Source organism: Sorangium sp. So ce1153, assembly GCF_051521595.1.
Taxonomy (GTDB): Bacteria; Myxococcota_A; Polyangia; order Polyangiales; family Polyangiaceae; genus Sorangium.
Window position 1 is genome coordinate 6202006 of the sequence record NZ_CP150361.1, and the last position, 18640, is coordinate 6220645.

The 18640-nt window shown below is 74.3% G+C and carries 13 protein-coding genes; 6 read left to right on the forward strand and 7 right to left on the reverse strand.

The genetic code is table 11. From position 1 onward, the window contains the following. The first annotated feature begins 493 nt into the window (after positions 1-493). Complete coding sequence (locus WME85_RS22130; RefSeq protein ID WP_437840724.1) at positions 494-2158, forward strand: hypothetical protein; 1665 nt, start codon at positions 494-496, stop codon at positions 2156-2158. A gap of 69 nt (positions 2159-2227) precedes the next feature. Then, the gene (locus WME85_RS22135) at positions 2228-2824 is read left to right on the forward strand and encodes a GNAT family N-acetyltransferase (RefSeq protein WP_437840726.1); all 597 of its coding nucleotides are present in this window, start codon (positions 2228-2230) and stop codon (positions 2822-2824) included. 935 nt (positions 2825-3759) lie between these two features. On the opposite strand, the gene WME85_RS22140 is transcribed toward WME85_RS22135, so the two are convergent. The 6 genes from WME85_RS22140 to WME85_RS22165 all read right to left on the reverse strand — a co-directional run bounded on the left by WME85_RS22140 (position 3760) and on the right by WME85_RS22165 (position 11617). Beyond that, entirely contained in the window at positions 3760-5031 is a 1272-nt protein-coding gene (locus WME85_RS22140) for an outer membrane protein assembly factor BamB family protein (protein ID WP_437840727.1), read from the reverse strand. Beyond that, on the reverse strand, positions 5018-6178 hold the full coding sequence (locus tag WME85_RS22145; RefSeq protein ID WP_437840729.1) for a YfgM family protein: 1161 nt from the start codon (positions 6176-6178) through the stop codon (positions 5018-5020). The genes WME85_RS22140 and WME85_RS22145 overlap by 14 nt, the downstream gene beginning before the upstream one ends. 163 nt (positions 6179-6341) lie before the next feature. Further along, positions 6342-9785 carry a sulfatase-like hydrolase/transferase gene (locus WME85_RS22150; RefSeq protein ID WP_437840731.1) on the reverse strand — a complete coding sequence of 1148 codons (3444 nt, stop codon included), beginning with the start codon at positions 9783-9785 and terminating at the stop codon, positions 6342-6344. 71 nt (positions 9786-9856) lie between these two features. After that, entirely contained in the window at positions 9857-10336 is a 480-nt protein-coding gene (gene greA, locus WME85_RS22155) for a transcription elongation factor GreA (RefSeq protein WP_437516686.1), read from the reverse strand. A gap of 109 nt (positions 10337-10445) precedes the next feature. After that, positions 10446-10760 (reverse strand): hypothetical protein, encoded by a 315-nt coding sequence (locus WME85_RS22160; RefSeq protein WP_437840733.1) that lies wholly within the window; start codon positions 10758-10760, stop codon positions 10446-10448. After that, entirely contained in the window at positions 10757-11617 is an 861-nt protein-coding gene (locus WME85_RS22165; RefSeq protein ID WP_437840735.1) for an outer membrane protein assembly factor BamD, read from the reverse strand. The genes WME85_RS22160 and WME85_RS22165 overlap by 4 nt, the downstream gene beginning before the upstream one ends. A gap of 120 nt (positions 11618-11737) precedes the next feature. Here WME85_RS22165 and WME85_RS22170 point away from each other — a divergent pair, with 120 nt between their 5' ends. After that, on the forward strand, positions 11738-13258 hold the full coding sequence (locus WME85_RS22170) for a sigma-54-dependent transcriptional regulator (RefSeq protein ID WP_437840737.1): 1521 nt from the start codon (positions 11738-11740) through the stop codon (positions 13256-13258). A gap of 87 nt (positions 13259-13345) precedes the next feature. Here WME85_RS22170 and WME85_RS22175 read toward each other — a convergent pair whose 3' ends face one another. Further along, on the reverse strand, positions 13346-14890 hold the full coding sequence (locus WME85_RS22175) for an ATP-binding protein (protein ID WP_437840739.1): 1545 nt from the start codon (positions 14888-14890) through the stop codon (positions 13346-13348). A gap of 251 nt (positions 14891-15141) precedes the next feature. Between WME85_RS22175 and WME85_RS22180 the strand changes: the two genes are divergently transcribed. From WME85_RS22180 to WME85_RS22190, 3 genes are all read left to right on the forward strand, one after another. Further along, positions 15142-15792 (forward strand): transaldolase family protein, encoded by a 651-nt coding sequence (locus tag WME85_RS22180; RefSeq protein WP_437840740.1) that lies wholly within the window; start codon positions 15142-15144, stop codon positions 15790-15792. A 6-nt stretch (positions 15793-15798) separates the two neighbouring features. Further along, positions 15799-17373: a methyltransferase domain-containing protein gene (locus WME85_RS22185; protein WP_437840742.1), complete on the forward strand. Its 1575-nt coding sequence runs from the start codon at positions 15799-15801 to the stop codon at positions 17371-17373. A gap of 153 nt (positions 17374-17526) precedes the next feature. Next, entirely contained in the window at positions 17527-18528 is a 1002-nt protein-coding gene (locus WME85_RS22190) for a hypothetical protein (protein ID WP_437840743.1), read from the forward strand. Positions 18529-18640 lie beyond the last annotated feature (112 nt).

An 18640-nucleotide genomic window follows, 5' to 3' on the forward strand; every position in this document is an offset into this window, starting at 1 on the left:
CTCGTCGGCTTCCGGGCCGAAGCTCTCGTACGGGATCCGGGCGTGGCCGCGCCGTCGACGCGTCGACGGCCCCGACGATCCGAGCAGCTGAGGCCGTGGGGAGCGACGATGGCGTGCGTGCTCGCGGCAAAGGCGCGCGGCGCCCGATGGGGCTTGACATCGGAGGCGGCATGAAGCGCCCAGCCGCCGTCGCGCGTCGGGGCCAGGCCGCTGCCGGACCTCGCGAGCAGCGAGCAGCGAACAGCGAGCAGCGAGGCGGCCACGCGGACAGGCGATGGAGGCGCGCGGCGTGGGGGCGGCTCATCGCGGCGGATGGTACGCGAGCGCGGTCGGGCAGGGGAATGGAGCGCTCGTCGCGGCGAGGCGACGAGCGCGAGGAGAGAATGAAGCGCGGTGAAAGGTAATGGAACGTGCGAAGAGTGCGCCAGCTCGCGCTGGAGACGCGGGCGCAGGAGTCGTGGTACAGGGGGAGCGACCTGCTCGACGAGGCCTCATGGAAGCCAATTTGCGCCCGATCCCGCCGCCGCACGACGAAGACAACGAAGACGTGCACTGGGCGCTGTCGACCGCGACGGCGCTGTGGGGGCGCGGCGAACGCGAAGAAGCGCTGAGGTGGCTGCGCCGCGCCGCGGAGCAGGCCTCCGATGCCAACGCCGATCTGCGCGCCCTCGAGCTCTTCAAGGCCGCCGCGGAGGTCGCGCAGAAGATCTCGGGGAGCGAGGCGGATCCGGGAGCGTCCGCGTCGTCCGACGCCGCGGACGCGCCGGCGAGCGCTCCGGCGCCCAGCCCTCCTGCTGCCGGGGCGAGCGCGCCGCCGCCCAAGCCGGGCGCGCCAGGTCCGGGAGCGCTGCCGTCGCGGCCACCTGCAGCCGGCGCGGACTGGACCGAGCGCGGCGGCGCGGGCGCGAGCTCGCCGTCGCCGTCGGGCGTGAAGCGGGCGCCCTCGATGCGCGCGCCCGCGGGCAACCCGCCGCCAGCGCCGACGGCCTCTGCGGCCGGGGCCTCGCGCGACGCCGGCGCGCCGCGGCCCGCGGCGGGGCTGGGCCGCCCGGCGCCCGTCAACCCCGAGCGCACCCCGGCGCCAGCGCCGGTCAAGCCAGCGGCAGCGGCCACGCGGACGCCGACGCCCACCCAGCAGTCGCCCGCCGCGCGCTCTCCCGGCGCCGCCCCGGCGGGGGCCGGCCCGACCGGCAGCACGCCCGGCCGCCCCGTCCCGGCCCAGGCGCGCGCGATCACGAGCTTCGCGGCGGCGAACCACACGAGGGTGTCGTCCACCACCGCGGTCACCGAGGAGGTGCCCGCGGTCAAGCTCCCGGCGGGGGGCGCGCTCGCGGGCCGCGGGCCGGGGCGGGGCGGGGGCGCGTCGGGCGCCGCGCTCAAGGGCACGACCGAGGAGCAGCACGCGGCCGACGGGGAACCGCCGGCCGACCAGCGCGAGACCGTGCCGACGAACATCGCCTTCACGTCCGGCCGGCTGCACGGGACCCCGCTGGTCGGCGCGAGCTCGTCGCAGGAGGCGACCGAGCGGAGCCAGCGCCTCTGGCCCGAGACCGACGACGAGGGCACCACGCGCCGCCCCCTGACGGCGCAGGAGCAGCGGGTGCTCATGGAGCACCGGATCGAGGACCTGGACGAGGAGACGCCGATGCTCGGCCTCGAGCAGATGGCGGGCGACGGCGAGCCGTCCGGCGACGCTCCGCCGGGTGCACCGGAGGAGGCCAACGCGCCCGACGATCGCGGCGGCTGGACCGAGGCCGAGCCGGATGACGATGAAGGCACCGGCAGCGCCCCGGCGGCGCAGCAGCGCGACGCGGCCCTGACGAGGGAGCGCTCGGCGCAGGGCGCCGAGGGGGCGGCGTCCTGGGCGCGCGCTCCGGCCGCGGACGACCGCGGGAGCGCCGCGGTGGACTCGTCGTGGAGCGATCCGCCGTACGAGGGGGAATGGCAGGCTCCGCCGCCGAGGCTGCCCGCGTCTCAGATCGAGCCGCTGCCGGCGCTGCGGGTCGCGGTGATCGGCATCTCCAGCACCGGGGAGCTCCGGCTGGTCCCGATGGACGGGAGGAACGCTCCGCCGCGGGGTGCGGCGCTCGGGATCCTCGTGCCGCTGAGCCCCGGGGATGGCGAGACGATCGCGCGGCTGCTCCAGCTGCGCGGCTGAGCTGCGGCGCGCGATCGACAAGATCGGCAAGAAGTGGGGCATCCCGCGCATCGGCGGTAGCCTCGGGGGATGCATGAGGAAAGGACAGCCCCGAAGCGCCTCCGCGTGACCGGCCTGCAGGAGGCCCAGCTGCCGGCGCTCGTCGCGCTGGAGCAGGCCTGCACGGCGATGTACCACGAGCGCGGCTTCGACGCGGCGGAGGTCCCGGCGCGGGCGGTCTCCGACATCATCGCGCTGACGCGCCAGCACGACGTGCGCGTCGCGGAGGCGGACGACGAGGTGGCCGGGTACATGGCGTGGCGCGACGAGGCGCCCGGGGTCGCGTACCTGGAGGAGCTCTCGGTGCACCCGGACCACCAGCGGCGCAGGATCGCCACGAGGCTGCTCGAGGAGCTCCACGAGCGGGCGCGGGAGCTCGGCATGGAGCAGGTCGTGCTGCGCTCCCGGGAGAAGGCGAGCTGGGCGCAGGCGTTCTTCAGGAAGGCGGGCTTCGCGGCGCTCGGCGACAACGCGCCCGAGAAGGTCCGCGCGTGGCGCGGCGCGCAGGAGGCGTCCGGGGGGCCGCTGGCCGGGCCGGGCGAGGTCATCCTCTGGGCGGCGGTGCCGCCGAGGGCCTCCGAGGAGCCGGGGGACGATGGGGACGGCGAGGTCAGCAGCGAGAGCTGAAACCGGCGCAGGCCGGCGGGCGGGCGCTGGCAGGCCGGCGGGCGGGCGCTGGCAGGCCGGCGGGCGGGCGCTGGCAGGCCGGCGGGCGGGGCGCTGGTGGGGGGACACGGTGAGGCGGCGCGCGCCAACTGCGGAGGCTGCGGTTCGCGGCGACCGCCGACGCGGGGTCGCGCTGGCCAGGGACGGGCGCGAGGGCTGGGCCGAGGGGTCGACGCGGAACGATCCGGCGCGGCGGACTTCCGGACGGAGCGCATCCGCCGACGGGGTGCGCTGAGCGAGGTCGACTGACCGGGGTTGGTTCGCTCCGACCGAGGTTGCGCTCGCTGACCGCGATGGGCCCGCCGGACGGAGGTCCGCCGACCGGCTTCGCGTCCGCCGGCGTCCGCCAACCGACGTGAGCTTGGCTGGAGAGATCCCCCCGAAAGCCGCCCCGGATCGCGAGTTGACATAATGTTTCTTATGCGATCCATGGCAGGTCCAGGGGCAGGGGGCCGTACCCCGCCTTTCTGGAGCAAATTCGCGAACATGGCGCCGCTCCGCCGGGGTCCGAGCCAGACGCCGCAATCCGGGTCGCCTCGCGCACGTGCGCTACCCGGGTCCGTGTCGGATCCGCTTCACGCGCAACCTGGGTCCGCCTCACGGGCCGCCCCGCCGGGCTCCGAGCCAGGCGCCGCAAACCGGACCCGCCTCGCGTACCGCAACCCGGGTCCGCCTCCTGCTCGCCGACGAGACCCGCGCCCCCAGGGACACGCAGCCCACGTCCCCGGCTCGTCGCCTCCAGGAACGCCGCTACGCGGCCTCCGGTCGCGGCTCCCTGCGCGCCCCTCCATGCCCCCGGCCCGCCGGTCTTCTCCAGACCCGCCCGGGCGCCAGGATCGCCCTGCGCGCCCCGATCCGCCGGCCACGGCCAGCGGCCGGAGCCGCTGATCGGACGTTCAGCCCTTCGGGACCGGCGGCGTCTCCACGTCGAGGCTGAGCAGCGCGCCGCCGTTGGTCATGACGAACGCGCGCCGGCCGTAGGCAGCCGGCGTCATCGCGATGCCGCCGCCGGTCTCGATGCCGTCGATCACGGCCCCGTCCAGCGGCGAGAACAAGAAGATCCCGTAGCGCGTGGTCGTCACCAGCAGCGCCCCCGCGAACGGCACCGGGGCCGAGATGCCGCCGTCGGGCAGCTCCCGGCGCCAGATCGTACGGCCATCCTCGGGATCGATGGCCCACAGGCCGGTCATGCCCGAGGACGCGAGGAGCACCCGCCGCTCCGGCACGATCGGACCGCCGCCGCTCCGGGGCTGATGCGCCGGCTGCTGCCACAGCACGAGCTCGGTCACGCCGACCGCCGCCTCGTTCACCCAGGCCCGCGTGCCGTTCTCGGCGTCGAGCGCGAAGACCCCGCCCGCATAGCCCGCCACGAAGACCACATCGCCCGAGGCGATGCGCCCGAAGACCGGCGTGGTGTCCGTGTCGAGGTACTTCGGCGTCTGACCGCCCGCGCTCTGCTCGGCCTCGGCCGCCAGATCGACGAGCGCCCACTGCTCGGACCCGTTCTTGAGGTCGTACGCCATCACGACCCCATCGGAGAACGCGGTGTAGACCTTGTCCCGCCCGAGCGCCGGGCCGGCGTACCCGGCGATCTCCATCCCGAACGCCGGCGTCCGATGCTGGAGCCAGCGCGTCGCGCCCGTCTCCGCGTCGAGCGCGATCAGCGTGTCGTTCGAGTTCGTCACGTAGAGCACGCCGTCGCGCAGCACCGGGCGCCGCGTGACCTCGGCGTTGGTCATGAAGCGGTAGAGCAGCTTGCCGTCCGAGGCGCGCACCTTGTAGAGCGCGCCGTCGTTCGAGCCGAAGTAGAGCGAGTCCGACGCGCCGTCGTAGAGCGGCTCGCTCTGCACCGGGCCGAGCGTCTCGAAGCGCCAGAGGACGTCGCTCGTGTCGGCCCGCACCGCGTACAGGCCGTTGTCGCTCGACCCGACGAAGATGCGCCGGTGCGCCGCGTCGATCTCGGGGCGGCCGCGCTCGTAGGCCTCGCCGACCTTGCGCGTCTCGGCGGTGAGCGCGCGGCGCGTCGTGATGCCCAGCGCGCTCCCCGGATGGTGCAGCCAGAGCGGCGCGTCGGGCGCCGCGGCGACGCCGAGGTTGCCGCAGCCGGCGAGCGACGCGAGGCCCAGCCCGACGAGCGCGGCGCACGCGGCGCGACTAGTGCGGCGCATCGCCACCCTTCTTCTCCGCGTTCTCACGCGCCCGGCGGATGAGCTGCTCGATCTCCTCCTGCGTCATCGTCTGGCCCTTCGGGCCGCCGAACGCGGCGCGGGGCGGCGCGGCGGTCGGATCGATCTTGCGCAGCATCTCCTCGACGACAGCCTCGAGGAACTGGAAGGAGCGGCCCTCGGGCGACGGCGCCTGGAGCTTCTCGTGCGCGCTCTTGAGGAGCTCCTTCGCCTTGTCGGTCTCGCCCTTGGCCAGATGGATCCGCGCCTGGTGGTACTGCGCGAGCTCCTTGAAGCCCTTCACGTCGATCCCCTCGAGCTCCTTGAAGGACGCGAGCGCGCCGTCGAGATCGCCCTTGCCCTCCTTGGCGAAGCCGATGCCCTCGATGGCGCGCCCCTTCACGTCGGGATCGGCCCCGGCGAGCGGCGACGAGACCACGGCGCTGTACGCCTCGATCGCGTGCGCGTAGTCCTTCTTGTCGAGCAAGACCCCGGCCTGCCCGAGCTTCGCCAGCATCGCCGCGCCGGTGCCGCCGTGCTCGTCGATGACCTTGTTGTACGCGGCGAGCGCCGTGTCCGACCGCTCGTCCGCGGTCTTGAAGGTCCTCGTGACGTCGAGCTCCTTCTCCTCGTCGGTGCGCGAGTCCTCGGCGAGCACCCTGCCCCGGTCCGCGGCCACCGCGCCCGCGAGCGCCGACGACGACACAGCGTCCTTCTTGTCGGTACGCGACATGTAGAACAGCACGCCGCCGACCGCGACGAGCGCCGCCAGCGCGCCCCACTGGAGCACGTGGAAGTTCTGCTTGATCCACCGGCCGGCGCCGCTGGTCATGCGGCTCAGCGCGTCCTCGACCATCTCGCCCGGCAAGAGCTGGACCGGACGGCGCCCCGCGGCCTGCTCCCTGCGGCGCGCGAGCAGCTCCTTGGCGCGCGCGTTCTTGTCCCTGGGCAGCTCCTCGCCGGTCGCCTTCTTCTTGCGGCGGCGCGCGGTGGCCTCGTCGCGGCGGCGGGCCGCGCGGTTCGGGGCCGCCTCGACCGCCTCTTCGCTGGCCGCGTCCGGCGCGGGAGCCTCGTCCCCCTCGGCGACGCCGAGCGCCTCGGCGACGCGCTGGGCGGCGTCCTCGCCGCTCTCGTCGTCGGCGTCCTTCACCGGAGCGCCGCGAGGTGGCCGCGCCGGGGCCGCCTCCGCAGCCCCTTCGTCGTCGCCATCGCGCGGCGTGGCAGCGTCCTCATCACTCCGCGCGGGATTCTCTTCGGCCTTCTCTCGGTCCTTGTCCGACACGCGGCGGACTCTAGTCTCGCGGCCTGCGGCGTCAATCTGCGCGGTGAGCTGCGGGCGCTCCGTCGTCCGAGCGCTGCGGCGCGCCGGAGGCGTCAGGCGACCAGGGCGCCGGCGGAGGGGGCGGGATCTCGTCGCTCAGCGGGACGACCGCGCACGCGAAGACCTCGACGTTCTGCGTCGCGTACACCACGAAATCGGCGTAGCTGCCCGGCTGGGCGCCCGTCGCGGGCGGCAGGGTCGCGAACGCCTCGGTCGGCTCGCTCCCCGGCGGGACGGCGAGCGTGACCGCGCGGTCCGCGTCGAGCTCCGGCGCGCTGGCCGGGACGATCGACTCGCCGTCCCGCTTCGGCGGGCGCGCGCCGCGCCTCGGGCTGCCGAAGCGCACCTCGCCGGGGCGGCCGTCGTCGGTCCGGGCGCGGCAGAGGACGCGCACGCCCTTGCCGTTGCCCGCCTTCGGGATCACGACGCCGAGCCCGACGCCGCTCTTCGCGAAGCGGCGCAGGCGGCCGAGATCGCGCTCGCGCGGCCCGCCGAGCAGGTCGAGGATGTCGGCCCGGAGCGCGAGGCCGAGCCCCCCCGGCAGCGGATCGGGCGTGCCCAGCATGCGCAGGAGCGGCGCCCGGAGCTCCGGGCCGGCCCCGAGCTTCACCAGCGCCTCCGCGATCGCCACGCGCGCGGTCTGGTACGGCTCCTGGCTGAGCCGCTCGGCGAGCGCCGGCCGCGCGGCGTCCTCGCCGATCGCCGCGAGCGCGGCGGCGGCGTACGGGCGGAGCCGCACGTCGCCGAGCGCCGCGATGAGCGGCGGCAGCGCGGCCTTCACCCGGATCTTCGCGAGCGCCTCGACGATCTCGCGCGCCCGCTCGAACGGCGTCGCCTCGACCGGCTCGGCGCCGCCGTCCGGCGCCTCGGCGCCCCGGACCACCTGCCGGAGCCACGCCACGAGCACGTCGTCGCCGCGGCGATCGCCCGACTCCGCCAGCGCGAGCGCCGCGAGGCGGCGCCACTTGCGGTCGGGATCGACCACGAGATCGCGGGTGAGCGGCGCGCCCTCGCCGAGCCGCGTGAGCGCGAGCGCCGCCCAGCGCCGCACCTCGTCGTCCTCGTCGCGCACGAGCGCGAGCCGCAGCGACGGCGCCGCCTCGGAGCGGCGCAGATCGAACAGCACCTCGCCCGCCTTGCGGCGGATCGCCACGTCCGCGTCGTCGAGCAGCGCCGCGACCTCCACCACCGCGTCGGCGTCGCCCGCGATGCCGCGGCGGAGCGCGTCGGGCCAGCCCTTGCCCTCCTTGCGGAGGCCGCGGACCTCGTAGCGCCCGTGCGACGCCTCGACCGCGCGCAGCTCCGAGCGCATCGCGCCGAGCTCCGCGGGGCGCAGCGCGGAGATGTCCTGGGCCTGGCGCGGGTCGGTCGCGACGTCGTAGAGCGCGCACGCGCCGATCTTGCGCGCGCAGACGAGCCGCAGCGTGCCCTTGGCGAGCAGCGTCTGCGTGTCGGTCTCGGCGAACGCGAAGCCCGGGAGCGAAGGGGGCCCGCCGGGCGGCGCCGCCCTGCCCTGCTCCGCCGCCTCGTCGCCGCCCGCGAGCAGCGGGCCGAGGTCGGCGCCGCGCACGCGCGCCGGCCGCGGGATGCCGAGCCCCGCGAGCACCGTCGGCAGGAGATCCACGAGCTGCACCGGCGCCCGCACCGCGCGCGGCGAGAGCAGGCCGGGCGCGCTCACGATGAGCGGGACGCGCGCCTGCTCCTCGTACACCGTCGTGCCGTGGTAGCGCCCGCCGTGCTCGCCGAACTCCTCGCCGTGGTCGGCCGTGACGATCACGACCGCGTCCGGTCGGCCCTTGCGGACCTCGTCGACGATCGCGCCCACGCCCGCGTCCGCGACGGCGATCTCGGCGTCGTAGCGGTCGACGTCGCGGTCGCCGAGCGGGTGCTCCGGGTGCGCCTCGTACGGCTCGTGCGGCTCGAAGAGGTGCACCCACAGGAACGCGCGCTGCTCGGGCCCGAGCCCGGCGAGGTAGCCCCGCACCTGCTCCACCCGGAGCTGCGCGCTCGCGAACTCGATCTTCTGGTACTCGAAATCGAGCGCCCGGTCGCGCAGCGCGCCGAAGCGCTCGCCGTCGATGAAGAACACCGCCGGCGGGTAGAAGCCCGCCGTCTTGTAGCCGTAGCGGCGCAGGTGCTGCGCGAACGTCTCGGAGTCATCTCCGAGCCCCTGCAGCACCAGCGGGCGGATGTACTTGCCCGTCATGAGCGACGACACCGCGTACGACGTGTGCGGCGTCGGCGTGTACGCCGCGTCGAAGCGCACGCCCTCGGCCGCGAGGCGATCGAGGTTCGGCGTGATCTTCCTGCTGTAGCCGTACGCCCCCACGTGATCGGCGCGCAGGGCGTCGATGCTGATCAGCACGACGTCGCGGCCCCGCAGATCGATCGCGTGCCCGCTCGCGCGCTCGTCGAGCGGGGCGGCGTCGAGCGGCTCGGGCGGCGAGAGCACGGCGGCGAGCTCGACCACGTGGCCGAGCAGCGGGCCGTGCGTCGCGTAGATGAGCCGGATGTTGTCCGCGAGGGCGAGCCGGTCCGCCGCGCCCGGCGCGAGCGCGGCGCCGAACGCGAAGAGGACGAGCGCGAGCGCGGCGCGCACCAGCCTGGGCGAGCGCTGCTCGCGTTGATCGCCGCCGCGCGCCGCGCGCACGGGGAGCGCCGGGGTCGCGAACGTCGCCGCCGCGAGCGTGAGCGCCGCGAGCCCGAGGTGGAACGCGAGGTAGAGGCGCGGCAGGACGCGCACGTTCGCGATCTCGAGCAGGACGACCGCGGCGATCGCCCCGAGGACGAGCCACCGGCCCGAGGCCACGGCGCGCGCTCGCTTCAGGCCGCGGGCGACGCGCGGCGCCGCGGCGAACGTCGCCCCGGCCGCGAGGAGCGCCAGCGCCGCGACGAAGGGCGCCCGCCGGCCCCCCTCGAGCATGCGCCCGGCCGACACGCCGAAGGCCACGGCGCCGCCGAACGCGCCGGCCACGAGCGCCGCCGCGGCGCGGAACCCCTTGCGCTCGGCGCGCATGACGATCTCGAGCACCGCCCCGAGGAGCGCGGCGCACGGCGCCGCGGCCGCGAGCGCGAGCGGCAGGAGATCGCGCACGGCGCGGCTCAGCTCGTAGGGCCCGACGAGCTCTCGCCACCGCAGCGCGCCGACGACCACGAGCTCGGCGAGCGCGAGCGCCGCGAGCGCGAGGTAGGCGTCCGCCATGCGCCACCCGATCTCCGTCTCCAGCTTGCGCGGGGGCGCCTCGGAGTTGCCGCTGGGGAACGTGGTGCGGCTCGGCGCCGGCGCGGGCGTGGACGGCCGCGCCGGCCCGGCCTGCGGGCGCGGCGCCGCCGGAGCCCGGTGGCCGGGCGCTCCCTGAGCGGCGCCGCCCGCGAGCGACTCCGCGGCCGCCATCGTGTCGGGCCGGCTCCCCAGGGGGCCTCGACCGGAGGCCACGGGCCCGCCCGGATGACGGCCGGCGCCCCCATGGCCCCGCGGGCGCATCGGAGCGGCCCCGTTGCGATCGGTCATGCGTAGGAGACTTCGAGGATCTCGTAGGTGCGCGGCCCCGCCGGCATCATCACGCGGACCTCCTCGCCCACCTCATGGCCCAGCAGCGCGCGGGCGAGCGGCGAGGCGATGGAGATGCGGCCGATCTTGAGATCGGCCTCCTCGGGCCCGACGATCTGGAAGCTCTGCTCCTCGTCGGTGTCCACGTTCGCGAGCTTCACCTTGGCGCCGAACTGGACCTTGCTGCCGCTCAGCTTCGACGGATCGATCACCTCGGCGCGCGAGAGCGTCTGCTCGAGGTAGCTGATGCGGGCGACGATCATGCCCTGCCGCTCCTTGGCGGCGTGATACTCGGCGTTCTCGGAGAGATCTCCGTGCTCTCTGGCTGTTCCGATGTCCTTGACGACCTGCGGCAGGTCGACCTCTTTCAGCCGTCGCATCTCTTCGCGGAGCCGTACTTGCCCCTCGGGCGTCATCGGTACTTTCTCGGAGGACATGGTGGGACGCTTTTAGCATGGCCCGAGGCCGGGAGACGACGGCCCCAGCCTCCGCGAACGCGGAAGAACGATGGGGGGCGCGCCGGGCGCCCCGCGGGGGCGCCGCCCCCTACCCCCGCCAGCGCACGATCTTCCGCGGCGGCCGCCGCGCATGGGCGTCCGCTGACCGGGTCGCGCTGCGGACGAGGGCCGCCGCGGTCCGGGAGAGCTCCTCCGGCCGCGGCCCGCCGGGCGGAACGGCCGCCGCGTCGACCGTCGCCGTGGCCGCGCCGGTCGCCTCGGCGATCCGCACCTCGACCGGGACGTCCGCGTCCGGGAGCCGCACGAGCCCGCGGTAGACGAACTCGCCCGGCGAGCCCTCGACCTCCGTCTGCTCCAGCACGTAGCGAGCGCCGGAGGACGGCCGCCCGGCGGCCTGCGTCACAGCCGCGGCCCCGACCGGGAAGGGCCCGACGCCGCCTTGGCGGGCGCGCGGCCCTTGCCGGCGGCGCCCATCTCGTCGAGGAAGCGGCGCGCGGTCACGGCGAAGGGCCCGCCCCAGTCCCGGACGACCGACTCGAACACAGCGCGCGCCTCGGCCGGCTTCTTCATCTTGAGGAGCGTCTCGCCCTTGAGGACGAGCGCCTCCGGGTCGAGCCCGGAGCCCGGGAAGGTCCGCAGCGCGTAGTCGATCCGCGCGAGGGCCGCGTCGAACGCGTCCTCCTTGAGGTAGTAGCGCGCCACGTAGAGCTCGTGGCGCACGAGCCGCCCCGTCACCACCTCGAGCATGTACGCCGCGTCCTCGCGGTAGCGGCTGCGCGGGAACTGCCGGAGGAACGTCCGGATCTCCTTGTGGGCCTCGATCGTGGTGGCCTGGTCGCGCTCCTCGGCCGGCGGCAGGAACACCGTGTCGTCGATGTCCAGGTACAGCGCCTTCGCCATCCTGTACTTCGCGTACTCGACGTTCGGATCGGTCCGGTGCTCCTGGATGAACGCGCGGTACTCCGAGATCGCCTCGGGGTACTTCCCCTGCTCGAAATCGAGATCGGCGATCCTGAGATCGGCCAGCCGGGCGTAGCGGCTGTACGCGAAGCGGCGCTTCAGCTCGGTGAAGAGGGCGCGCGCGTCCTCCCAGTCCTTGGCGTCGAACGCGGCCATCGCCTCGTTGTAGGCGGCGCGCGCGTCCTCGGTGTACGTCAGGGTGGCCGTGCGGCCGTCGTTGAATTCGAAGTCGCAGCCCACGAGCCCGCCGAGGGCAGCGAGGCACCCGGCGAGGGCGAGGACAGCGGCAGAGGGTCTCATCGAGCAGGCCTCGTACCCAATCCGGCGCCGGCGCGCCAGGGCTTCCCGCCGCGGGCCCGGCCGTCCGCGCCTTTGCTCCCGCATCGTGGCGCGCGGCGGAGCTGGGGTATGGTCGACCCCATGCCTGCCCCCTCTCCCGCGCCCTCTCCAGCGGCCCCACCCCCGGCGCTGCACCCGGGAGGCGCCGCCGCGCCGACGGTCCTCGTCGTGGACGACGAGCGCAACATCCGCCGCACCCTCGCGCTCGTGCTGCAGGGCGAGGGGTACCAGGTCGCGGAGGCCCCGAGCGCCGAGGCGGCGCTGGAGCTGCTCGCGCACGGCGACAGCCCCGTCGACCTCGCCCTCTTCGACCTGCTCCTGCCCGGGATGAACGGCCTCGACCTCCTCCAGCGCGTGCGCCAGGACGACGCCACCCGCGAGCTGCCGGTGATCGTCATCAGCGGCCACGCGACCGTGAACGACGCCGTGAAGGCCATCAAGCTCGGCGCCTCCGACTTCTTCGAGAAGCCGCTGAACCGCGAGCGCGTCCTCGTGGGCGTCAAGAACGCGCTGCAGAACTCGCGGCTCGCGCGCGAGGTCGAGGACCTGAAGGCGCAGGTGCAGTCGCGCTACGAGATGATCGGCCAGAGCGCCGCGATGCAGCGGCTGTTCAAGGAGATCGATCGCGTCGCGCCAACGAAGGCGAGCGTGCTCATCACCGGCGAGAGCGGCACGGGCAAGGAGCTCATCAGCCGCGCCATCCACCGGCTGTCGCCGCGCGCGCGGGGCCCCTTCGTCCGCGTCAACTGCGCCGCGATCCCGCGCGAGCTCATCGAGAGCGAGCTCTTCGGCCACGAGCGCGGCGCGTTCACCGGGGCGAGCGGGCCGAAGCGGGGCTTCTTCGAGCAGGCCCACGGCGGCACGCTGTTCCTCGACGAGATCGGCGACATGGACCTCGCCGCCCAGGCGAAGGTGCTGCGCGCCCTCCAGTCGGGCGAGATCTGCCGCGTCGGCAGCGAGCACAGCCGGCACGTCGACGTCCGCGTGCTCGCCGCGACGAACAAGGACCTCTCGCGCGAGGTCGCCGCGCTCCGCTTCCGCGAGGACCTCTTCTTCCGCCTCGCCGTGTTCCCGATCAAGAGCCCGGCGCTGCGCGACCGCATGGACGACCTGCGCGCGCTCGCCGACGCGTTCATGGCGGCGTTCTGCAACGAGAACGGCCTCAAGCAGAAGGCCATCGACCCGGTCGTCTACGCCGCGCTCGAGCGCCGGAGCTGGCCGGGCAACGTCCGCGAGCTCAAGAACGTGATCGAGCGCGCCGCGATCCTCTCGAGCGACATCGTCACCATCGCCGATCTCCCGGAGGATCCGCACGAGAACCCGTTCGAGGACGACGCGCAGGGCGCCGCCGGGGAGGGCTCGATCGCGCCGCCTCCCCCCGGCGCGGCCGAGCCGCCCGCGGGCGCGGCCCGCCACGAGCCGGAGCGCCCTCGCCTCACGCTGCGCGAGTTCCGCGACCGTGCCGAGCGCGGGTACATCATCGAGGTGCTGGCCAGCCTGGACTGGAACATCTCGCGCGCGGCCGTGGTGCTCGGCGTCGAGCGCACGAACCTGCACAAGAAGATCCGCGGCTACGGCATCAAGCGGGGCGAGGCGCCGTAGCCCGCGCGCGCGCCCTCTGACAGTGAGGTCGGCCAGCCGCCCGCGCGAGGACCCGCGCGCTCTCTCACCCCGAGGCCGGCGAGCCGCTCACGCGGCGCCCTCCAGCGCCTTGCGGACGGCGCGGAGGAGCGACTCGGCCGTGAACGGCTTGCCCAGCAGCGCGGCGCCCGGCCGGGCGGCGAGCTTGCCGTCGAGCACGTCCCCCGTGTAGCCGGACATGAAGAGCACCTTCATGTCCGGCCTGAGCTTCACGAGCCGCTCGGCGAGCTCGCAGCCGGACATCTCGGGCATCAGCACGTCGGTGAGCAGGAGATCGATGCGCCCGCGCTGCGCCTCGCAGACGCGCACCGCCTCGAGCGGCCCGCGCGCCGTGAGCGTGGTGTAGCCGCCCTGCGCGAGGAGCCGGCTCGCGAGCGTGACCACCGCTTCCTCGTCGTCGGTGACGAGCACCGTCCCGCCCTCGCCGAGGCGCGGCGCGGCGTGGGCCGCGCGCCCGCGCCGCGAGGCCGCCGGCCGCGCCGCGAGCGGCAGGTAGATCTCGACGCGCGTGCCCTCTCCGGGCTGCGAGGCGAGCTCGATGTAGCCGCGCCACTGCTTGACGATCCCGTACACGGTGGCGAGCCCGAGGCCCGTCCCCTTCCCTCGCGGCTTCGTCGTGAAGAACGGCTCGAAGGCGCGCGTCCGCACGTCGTCGCTCATCCCGCTGCCCGTGTCGCTCACCACGAGGCGCGCGTACCTCCCGGGCGGGATCGCGGGGTGCGCGTCGTGCAGGCCCCCCGCGGCGCCGACGCGGACCGCGCGCGCCTCGATCGACAGACGGCCGCCGTCCTGCATCGCGTCGCGCGCGTTGAGCGCGAGGTTCATGACCACCTGCTCGAGCTGCCCCGCGTCCGCCAGCACGCGGCAGCCCGAGGGGCCGAGCGCGATCGCGAGCTCGACCGCGCCGCCGACAGCGGCGCGGAGCGCGCCATCCATCCCCCGCACGACGTCCCGGAGGTCGAGCACGACCGGCTGCGCGAGCCCCCGCCGGCTGACGGTGAGCAGCTGCCGCGTCAGCGACGCCGCCCGCTGCGCGGCGCGCTTGATCTCGGCGAGGTCCTTCTGCACAGGGCTCCGCTCGTCGAGCTCCTCCATGACGAGGCTCGTGTAGTTCAGGATGATCGCGAGCAGGTTGTTGTAGTCGTGGGCGATCCCGCCCGCGAGCCGCCCCACCGCCTCCATCTTCTGCGCCTGGCGCAGCTCTTCCGAGAGCTCGCGCCGGCGGTCCTCGGTGCAGCGCGACGAGGAGAGGTCGACGATCGCGCCGACGACGAGCCGCTCCCCGCGCGCCTCGGTGAGGGTCTCGGTCCTCATCACCCGGACCGCCGAGCCGTCGCGGCGCGTGAGGAAGCCCTCGTTCGCGCTGGTCGATGGGGCCCTCGCGCCCGCCGCCCCGCCCGCCCCGCTCGCCAGGCACCCGCCGAGGAGGAGCTCGGCCGACGCGAGCGCCTCCTCGCGCGAGCCGTAGCCGAGCAGCCGGGCGAGCTCGTCATTGCAGTCGACGAGGCGGCCGTCCGGCGAGGCGACGTAAAGGCCCGCGGGCGAGCCGGCCGCGAGCAGCGGGCTGGGATCCACCGAGTCTCTCGCCGTCATCGTCGATGATCGTCCGCTGCTCATCGGCGCACCGTCCGTGCAAGACCGTTCAGTCGAAGGGAGATCCCCGACAACCAGAACTGAAGCGCGGACTCACCTCCCCCGCAACGCCGTTCACACCGGCGGCAGCGAAGCCCTGGCGGCGGGGCGCCCCGTCCGCCGCCCAGCGCGGACGGTTTTCTCCTTCTCCGTCCCCTCGAACTGGCCTAGACCCTCGCCGCCGGGGCTCGGGGCGAGCCCCGAGGAGCGCCATGTTCTTCCTCGACAGCTCGAACCCGGCCGAGATCAAGGAGATGTTCTCCTGGGGCGTCCTCGCCGGCGTCACCACGAACCCACTCATCCTCTCGCGCGACGCGGACTGCGTCGATCTCGAGCGGCGCATCCGCGAGGTGCTCGCGGCGTCGGCGGGGCCCGTGTCGGTCGAGCTCACGCGCGAGACCGAGGCGGAGATGCTCGACGAGGCGCGCGCCTACCACGCGTGGGCGCCCGAGCGGATCTGCATCAAGGTGCCGTTCAGCGACGTCGGCCTCAAGGTGACGCACGCGCTCGCGCGGCGCGGCGTGCTCACCAACGTCACGTGCGTGATGAGCTTCAACCAGGCGTACCTCGCGGCGCTCGCCGGCGGCGCGTACGTGTCGATCTTCAGCGGGCGCATCCGCGACATGGGCTACGCCGCGACCCCGGTCATCGAGCGCACGCGCGCGAGGCTCGAGCGCGAGCGGCTGCGCGCCGAGATCATCGTCGGCTCGATCCGCCACCTCATGGACGTGAACGAGGCGCTCGACGCCGGCGCGCACATCGTGACCGTGCCGCCCGCCATCTTGCGGAAGATGCTCCACAACCCGAAGACCGAGGAGACGATCCGCGAATTCAACGCCGCCTGGGAGAAGCGTGCTAAGTAGCCGCGCGTGAACGCCGAGCCCGGCCGCGCGCGAGGAGAAGGGGAAGCTCGAGGGCCGCGCCCTCCCGAGGACGAGGGCGACACGGCCCGCTACTCGCCGCCGCTCCCCACGCCCGAGGCCGCGCCCGAGACCCCGCCCGAGACCCCCGCCAAGCGCAAGTACGCGGTCGAGGAGGTGAACCGCGCCCTCGTCGCCGCCGCCGGCCGGCCGCGGACGGTGCTCGACGTCGGCTGCGGGATCGGCACCAACGGCGCCGCCATCAAGCGCACGGGCGCGCGCGTGACCGGCATCGAGATCGCGCACGGGTCGCTCGCGCGCGCCCGGGCGGTGCTCGACGAGGTCCTCGCCGCCGACATCACGAGCGACGCCGCCGTGCGCGAGGCGCTCGGCGATCGGCGCTTCGACCTGCTCCTGTTCGCCGACGTCCTCGAGCACACGGCCGACCCGCTCGCCGTGCTCTGCCGCTTCCTGCCGCACCTCGAGGAGGACGGGCACGTCATCGTCTCGCTCCCCAACGTGGCGGCGTGGCCGGTGCGCCTCGGCCTGCTCGCCGGGCGCTTCGAGTACGAGCCGAGCGGCATCCTGGACGACTCGCACCTGCGCTTCTTCACCCGCGCCTCGGCGCTCCGGCTCGTCGAGCGCGCCGGGCTCGAGGTGCTGCGCGTCGAGCAGAACCCGATGCTCGTCCGCGCCGCCAAGGGGCTCATCCTGAGCGGCCTCGGCGCGGGCGAGGACCCGACCTATCTCGCCCGCTCGCTCCCTTACAAGGCCTACCAGGCGCTCGTCCGCCCGCTGGAGGACGTCGTCGCCGATCGCGCGCCCGGCCTCCTCGCGTTCCAGCATGTGATCGTGGCCAGGAAGCCGCCGCGCCCGCGCCGGATGCGGCTCACGGTCGGCATGCTGACGATGGACGAAGAGGAGAGCGTCGGCGCCTTGATCGGCGAGATCAGGAAGGTCGCGCCCGACGCGGAGATCCTCTGCGTCGACAGCTCCACGAGGGACCGCACCCCGGAGATCGCGGCCGGCCTCGGGGCGCGCGTGCTCCGGCAGGTGCCGCCGCGCGGGCACGGCCCGGCCATGGAGCTCCTCATGTACAGCGCCGCTGCCCGGAGCGAGCTGCTCATCTACCTCGACTGCGACTTCACCTACCCCGTCGAGAACATCCCGGTGCTCCGGCGGCTCGTCGAGGAGGAGGGCGCCGACGTGGTGAACTGCGCCCGCACCCGCACGCGGCCCGCGGCCATGCCGGTCCCGAACTACCTCGCCAACCGCGCCTTTGCGGCCATGGCGCACGCGATGCACGGCATCCCCACCTCGGACGTCCACAGCGGTATGCGCGCCTACCGCTGCTCGGTGATCCGCGCGTTCGATTTCGACGGCGAGGGCGACGCGTTGCCCATCGACACGCTGCTCTTCCCGGCCAAGTGCGGCTATCGCGTGGTGGAGATGCCCATCGACTACAACGACCGCGTCGGCGCCTCGAAGCTGCGCAAGCTGGCCGGCACCGTGTGGACGATGATTCGCCTCCTGCGCGCGCTCCCCGTGGGCGACCGCCTCGGCGACCGCTACGAGCGCCGCTAGACAACCTCCCGCGCCCTCATCGCGCGCCGACTGACGTCGCCTCCCCCGAGCGTCTGACGCCGAGGCGACGCGGTGCGCCGTCGCCTCCCCTCCGTGGTCATCGCATTGCCGTCGCCTATACTCGGCACCTTTCGACTCCAGAGGAGGCACGAGATGCGTTTCTTGAAGGTGGTTTATGTACTAGGTGTGTCCGCGCTGACGGGCGCGGCCGCGGTGGCGGGGTGCGGGGGCGACGACGACGGCGGGGCGAGCTCGAATTCGGCCGGGGGGACCGGCGGCGGGCCCACCGGCGACTGCACGCTGCGCCACCCGGTCTGTACCGCTGTGAAGTCGGACTGCATCGCCGTCCACGACAACCAGGGGGCGACGACGTTCGGGCTGCGCATGGCGCAGCTGACGATCACGAAGCCCGACGTGCTCGCGACCGGCTATATCGCCCGCCTCGTCGCCCAGGGGTTAACGATGAATTTGCCCCTGTGTTACCTGAACGGCACGGGCACCTTCTCCTGGCTCCTCGAGTTCGACACGATGACCGGCAAGCTGCGCACCGGCGGCGCGATGCCCACGGAGGACCCGCTCGACGGCTACTGCTTCGCCAACATGACCGCCGGCGAGTTCGAGATCGCGCCGACGGAGATCGACGCGCCCCTGACCGACGGCGCCTGGAGCGGCGAGGCCGAGGCCCTCAACGTCCCGATCTTCCTGGAAACGAGCCCGGACCCGATCATCTTGCCCCTGCACCAGGTGAAGCTCACCGACGCGCAGGTGTCCGCGGACAACAACTGCATCGGGCGGCGCAACAGCGAGGCGCTCGACCCGCTCAACGCCTGCCTCCCCGGCCAGGACGGCGACCCGCCCGCGTTCATCAATGGCGGCAAGCTCTCCGCCTTCATCACGCTGGAGGAGGTCGACCGGGTCATCGTCCCCGAGGTCAACCAGAGCCTCTGTGTCGTGCTCTCGGGCGACATCGGAGAATACGGCACGGGTGAGACGCCCAATACCTGCAAGCGCGACGAGAACGGCCAGATCGTGCTCAAGGGGGACTGGTGCAGCGCGACAAACTCGGCGGCGACGGACGACTGCGCAGACGCCTATGCGCTTGGCGCCGACTATGCCGCGAGCGCCGTCAAGATCACGGGGCTCTGTCCACAGTAGCGCTTGCGGGTGCCTCTCCCGGGAGCGTACGATCTGTCGTGGCGTCCTGAGGCCCGCGCCCAGCGGGCCCGGCGCTGCGGGTCGCGCTCCCCGGAGGGTTCCTTATGCCCCG

Excerpts from the sequence above, each read along its gene's own strand:
- WME85_RS22130 (WP_437840724.1), top strand. The coding sequence starts at position 494 with ATGGAAGCCAATTTGCGCCCGATCCCGCCGCCGCACGACGAAGACAAC.
- WME85_RS22135 (WP_437840726.1), top strand. The coding sequence starts at position 2,228 with ATGCATGAGGAAAGGACAGCCCCGAAGCGCCTCCGCGTGACCGGCCTG.
- WME85_RS22140 (WP_437840727.1), bottom strand. The coding sequence starts at position 5,031 with ATGCGCCGCACTAGTCGCGCCGCGTGCGCCGCGCTCGTCGGGCTGGGC.
- greA (WP_437516686.1), bottom strand. The coding sequence starts at position 10,336 with ATGTCCTCCGAGAAAGTACCGATGACGCCCGAGGGGCAAGTACGGCTC.
- WME85_RS22165 (WP_437840735.1), bottom strand. The coding sequence starts at position 11,617 with ATGAGACCCTCTGCCGCTGTCCTCGCCCTCGCCGGGTGCCTCGCTGCC.
- WME85_RS22170 (WP_437840737.1), top strand. The coding sequence starts at position 11,738 with ATGCCTGCCCCCTCTCCCGCGCCCTCTCCAGCGGCCCCACCCCCGGCG.
- WME85_RS22175 (WP_437840739.1), bottom strand. The coding sequence starts at position 14,890 with ATGACGGCGAGAGACTCGGTGGATCCCAGCCCGCTGCTCGCGGCCGGC.
- WME85_RS22180 (WP_437840740.1), top strand. The coding sequence starts at position 15,142 with ATGTTCTTCCTCGACAGCTCGAACCCGGCCGAGATCAAGGAGATGTTC.
- WME85_RS22190 (WP_437840743.1), top strand. The coding sequence starts at position 17,527 with ATGCGTTTCTTGAAGGTGGTTTATGTACTAGGTGTGTCCGCGCTGACG.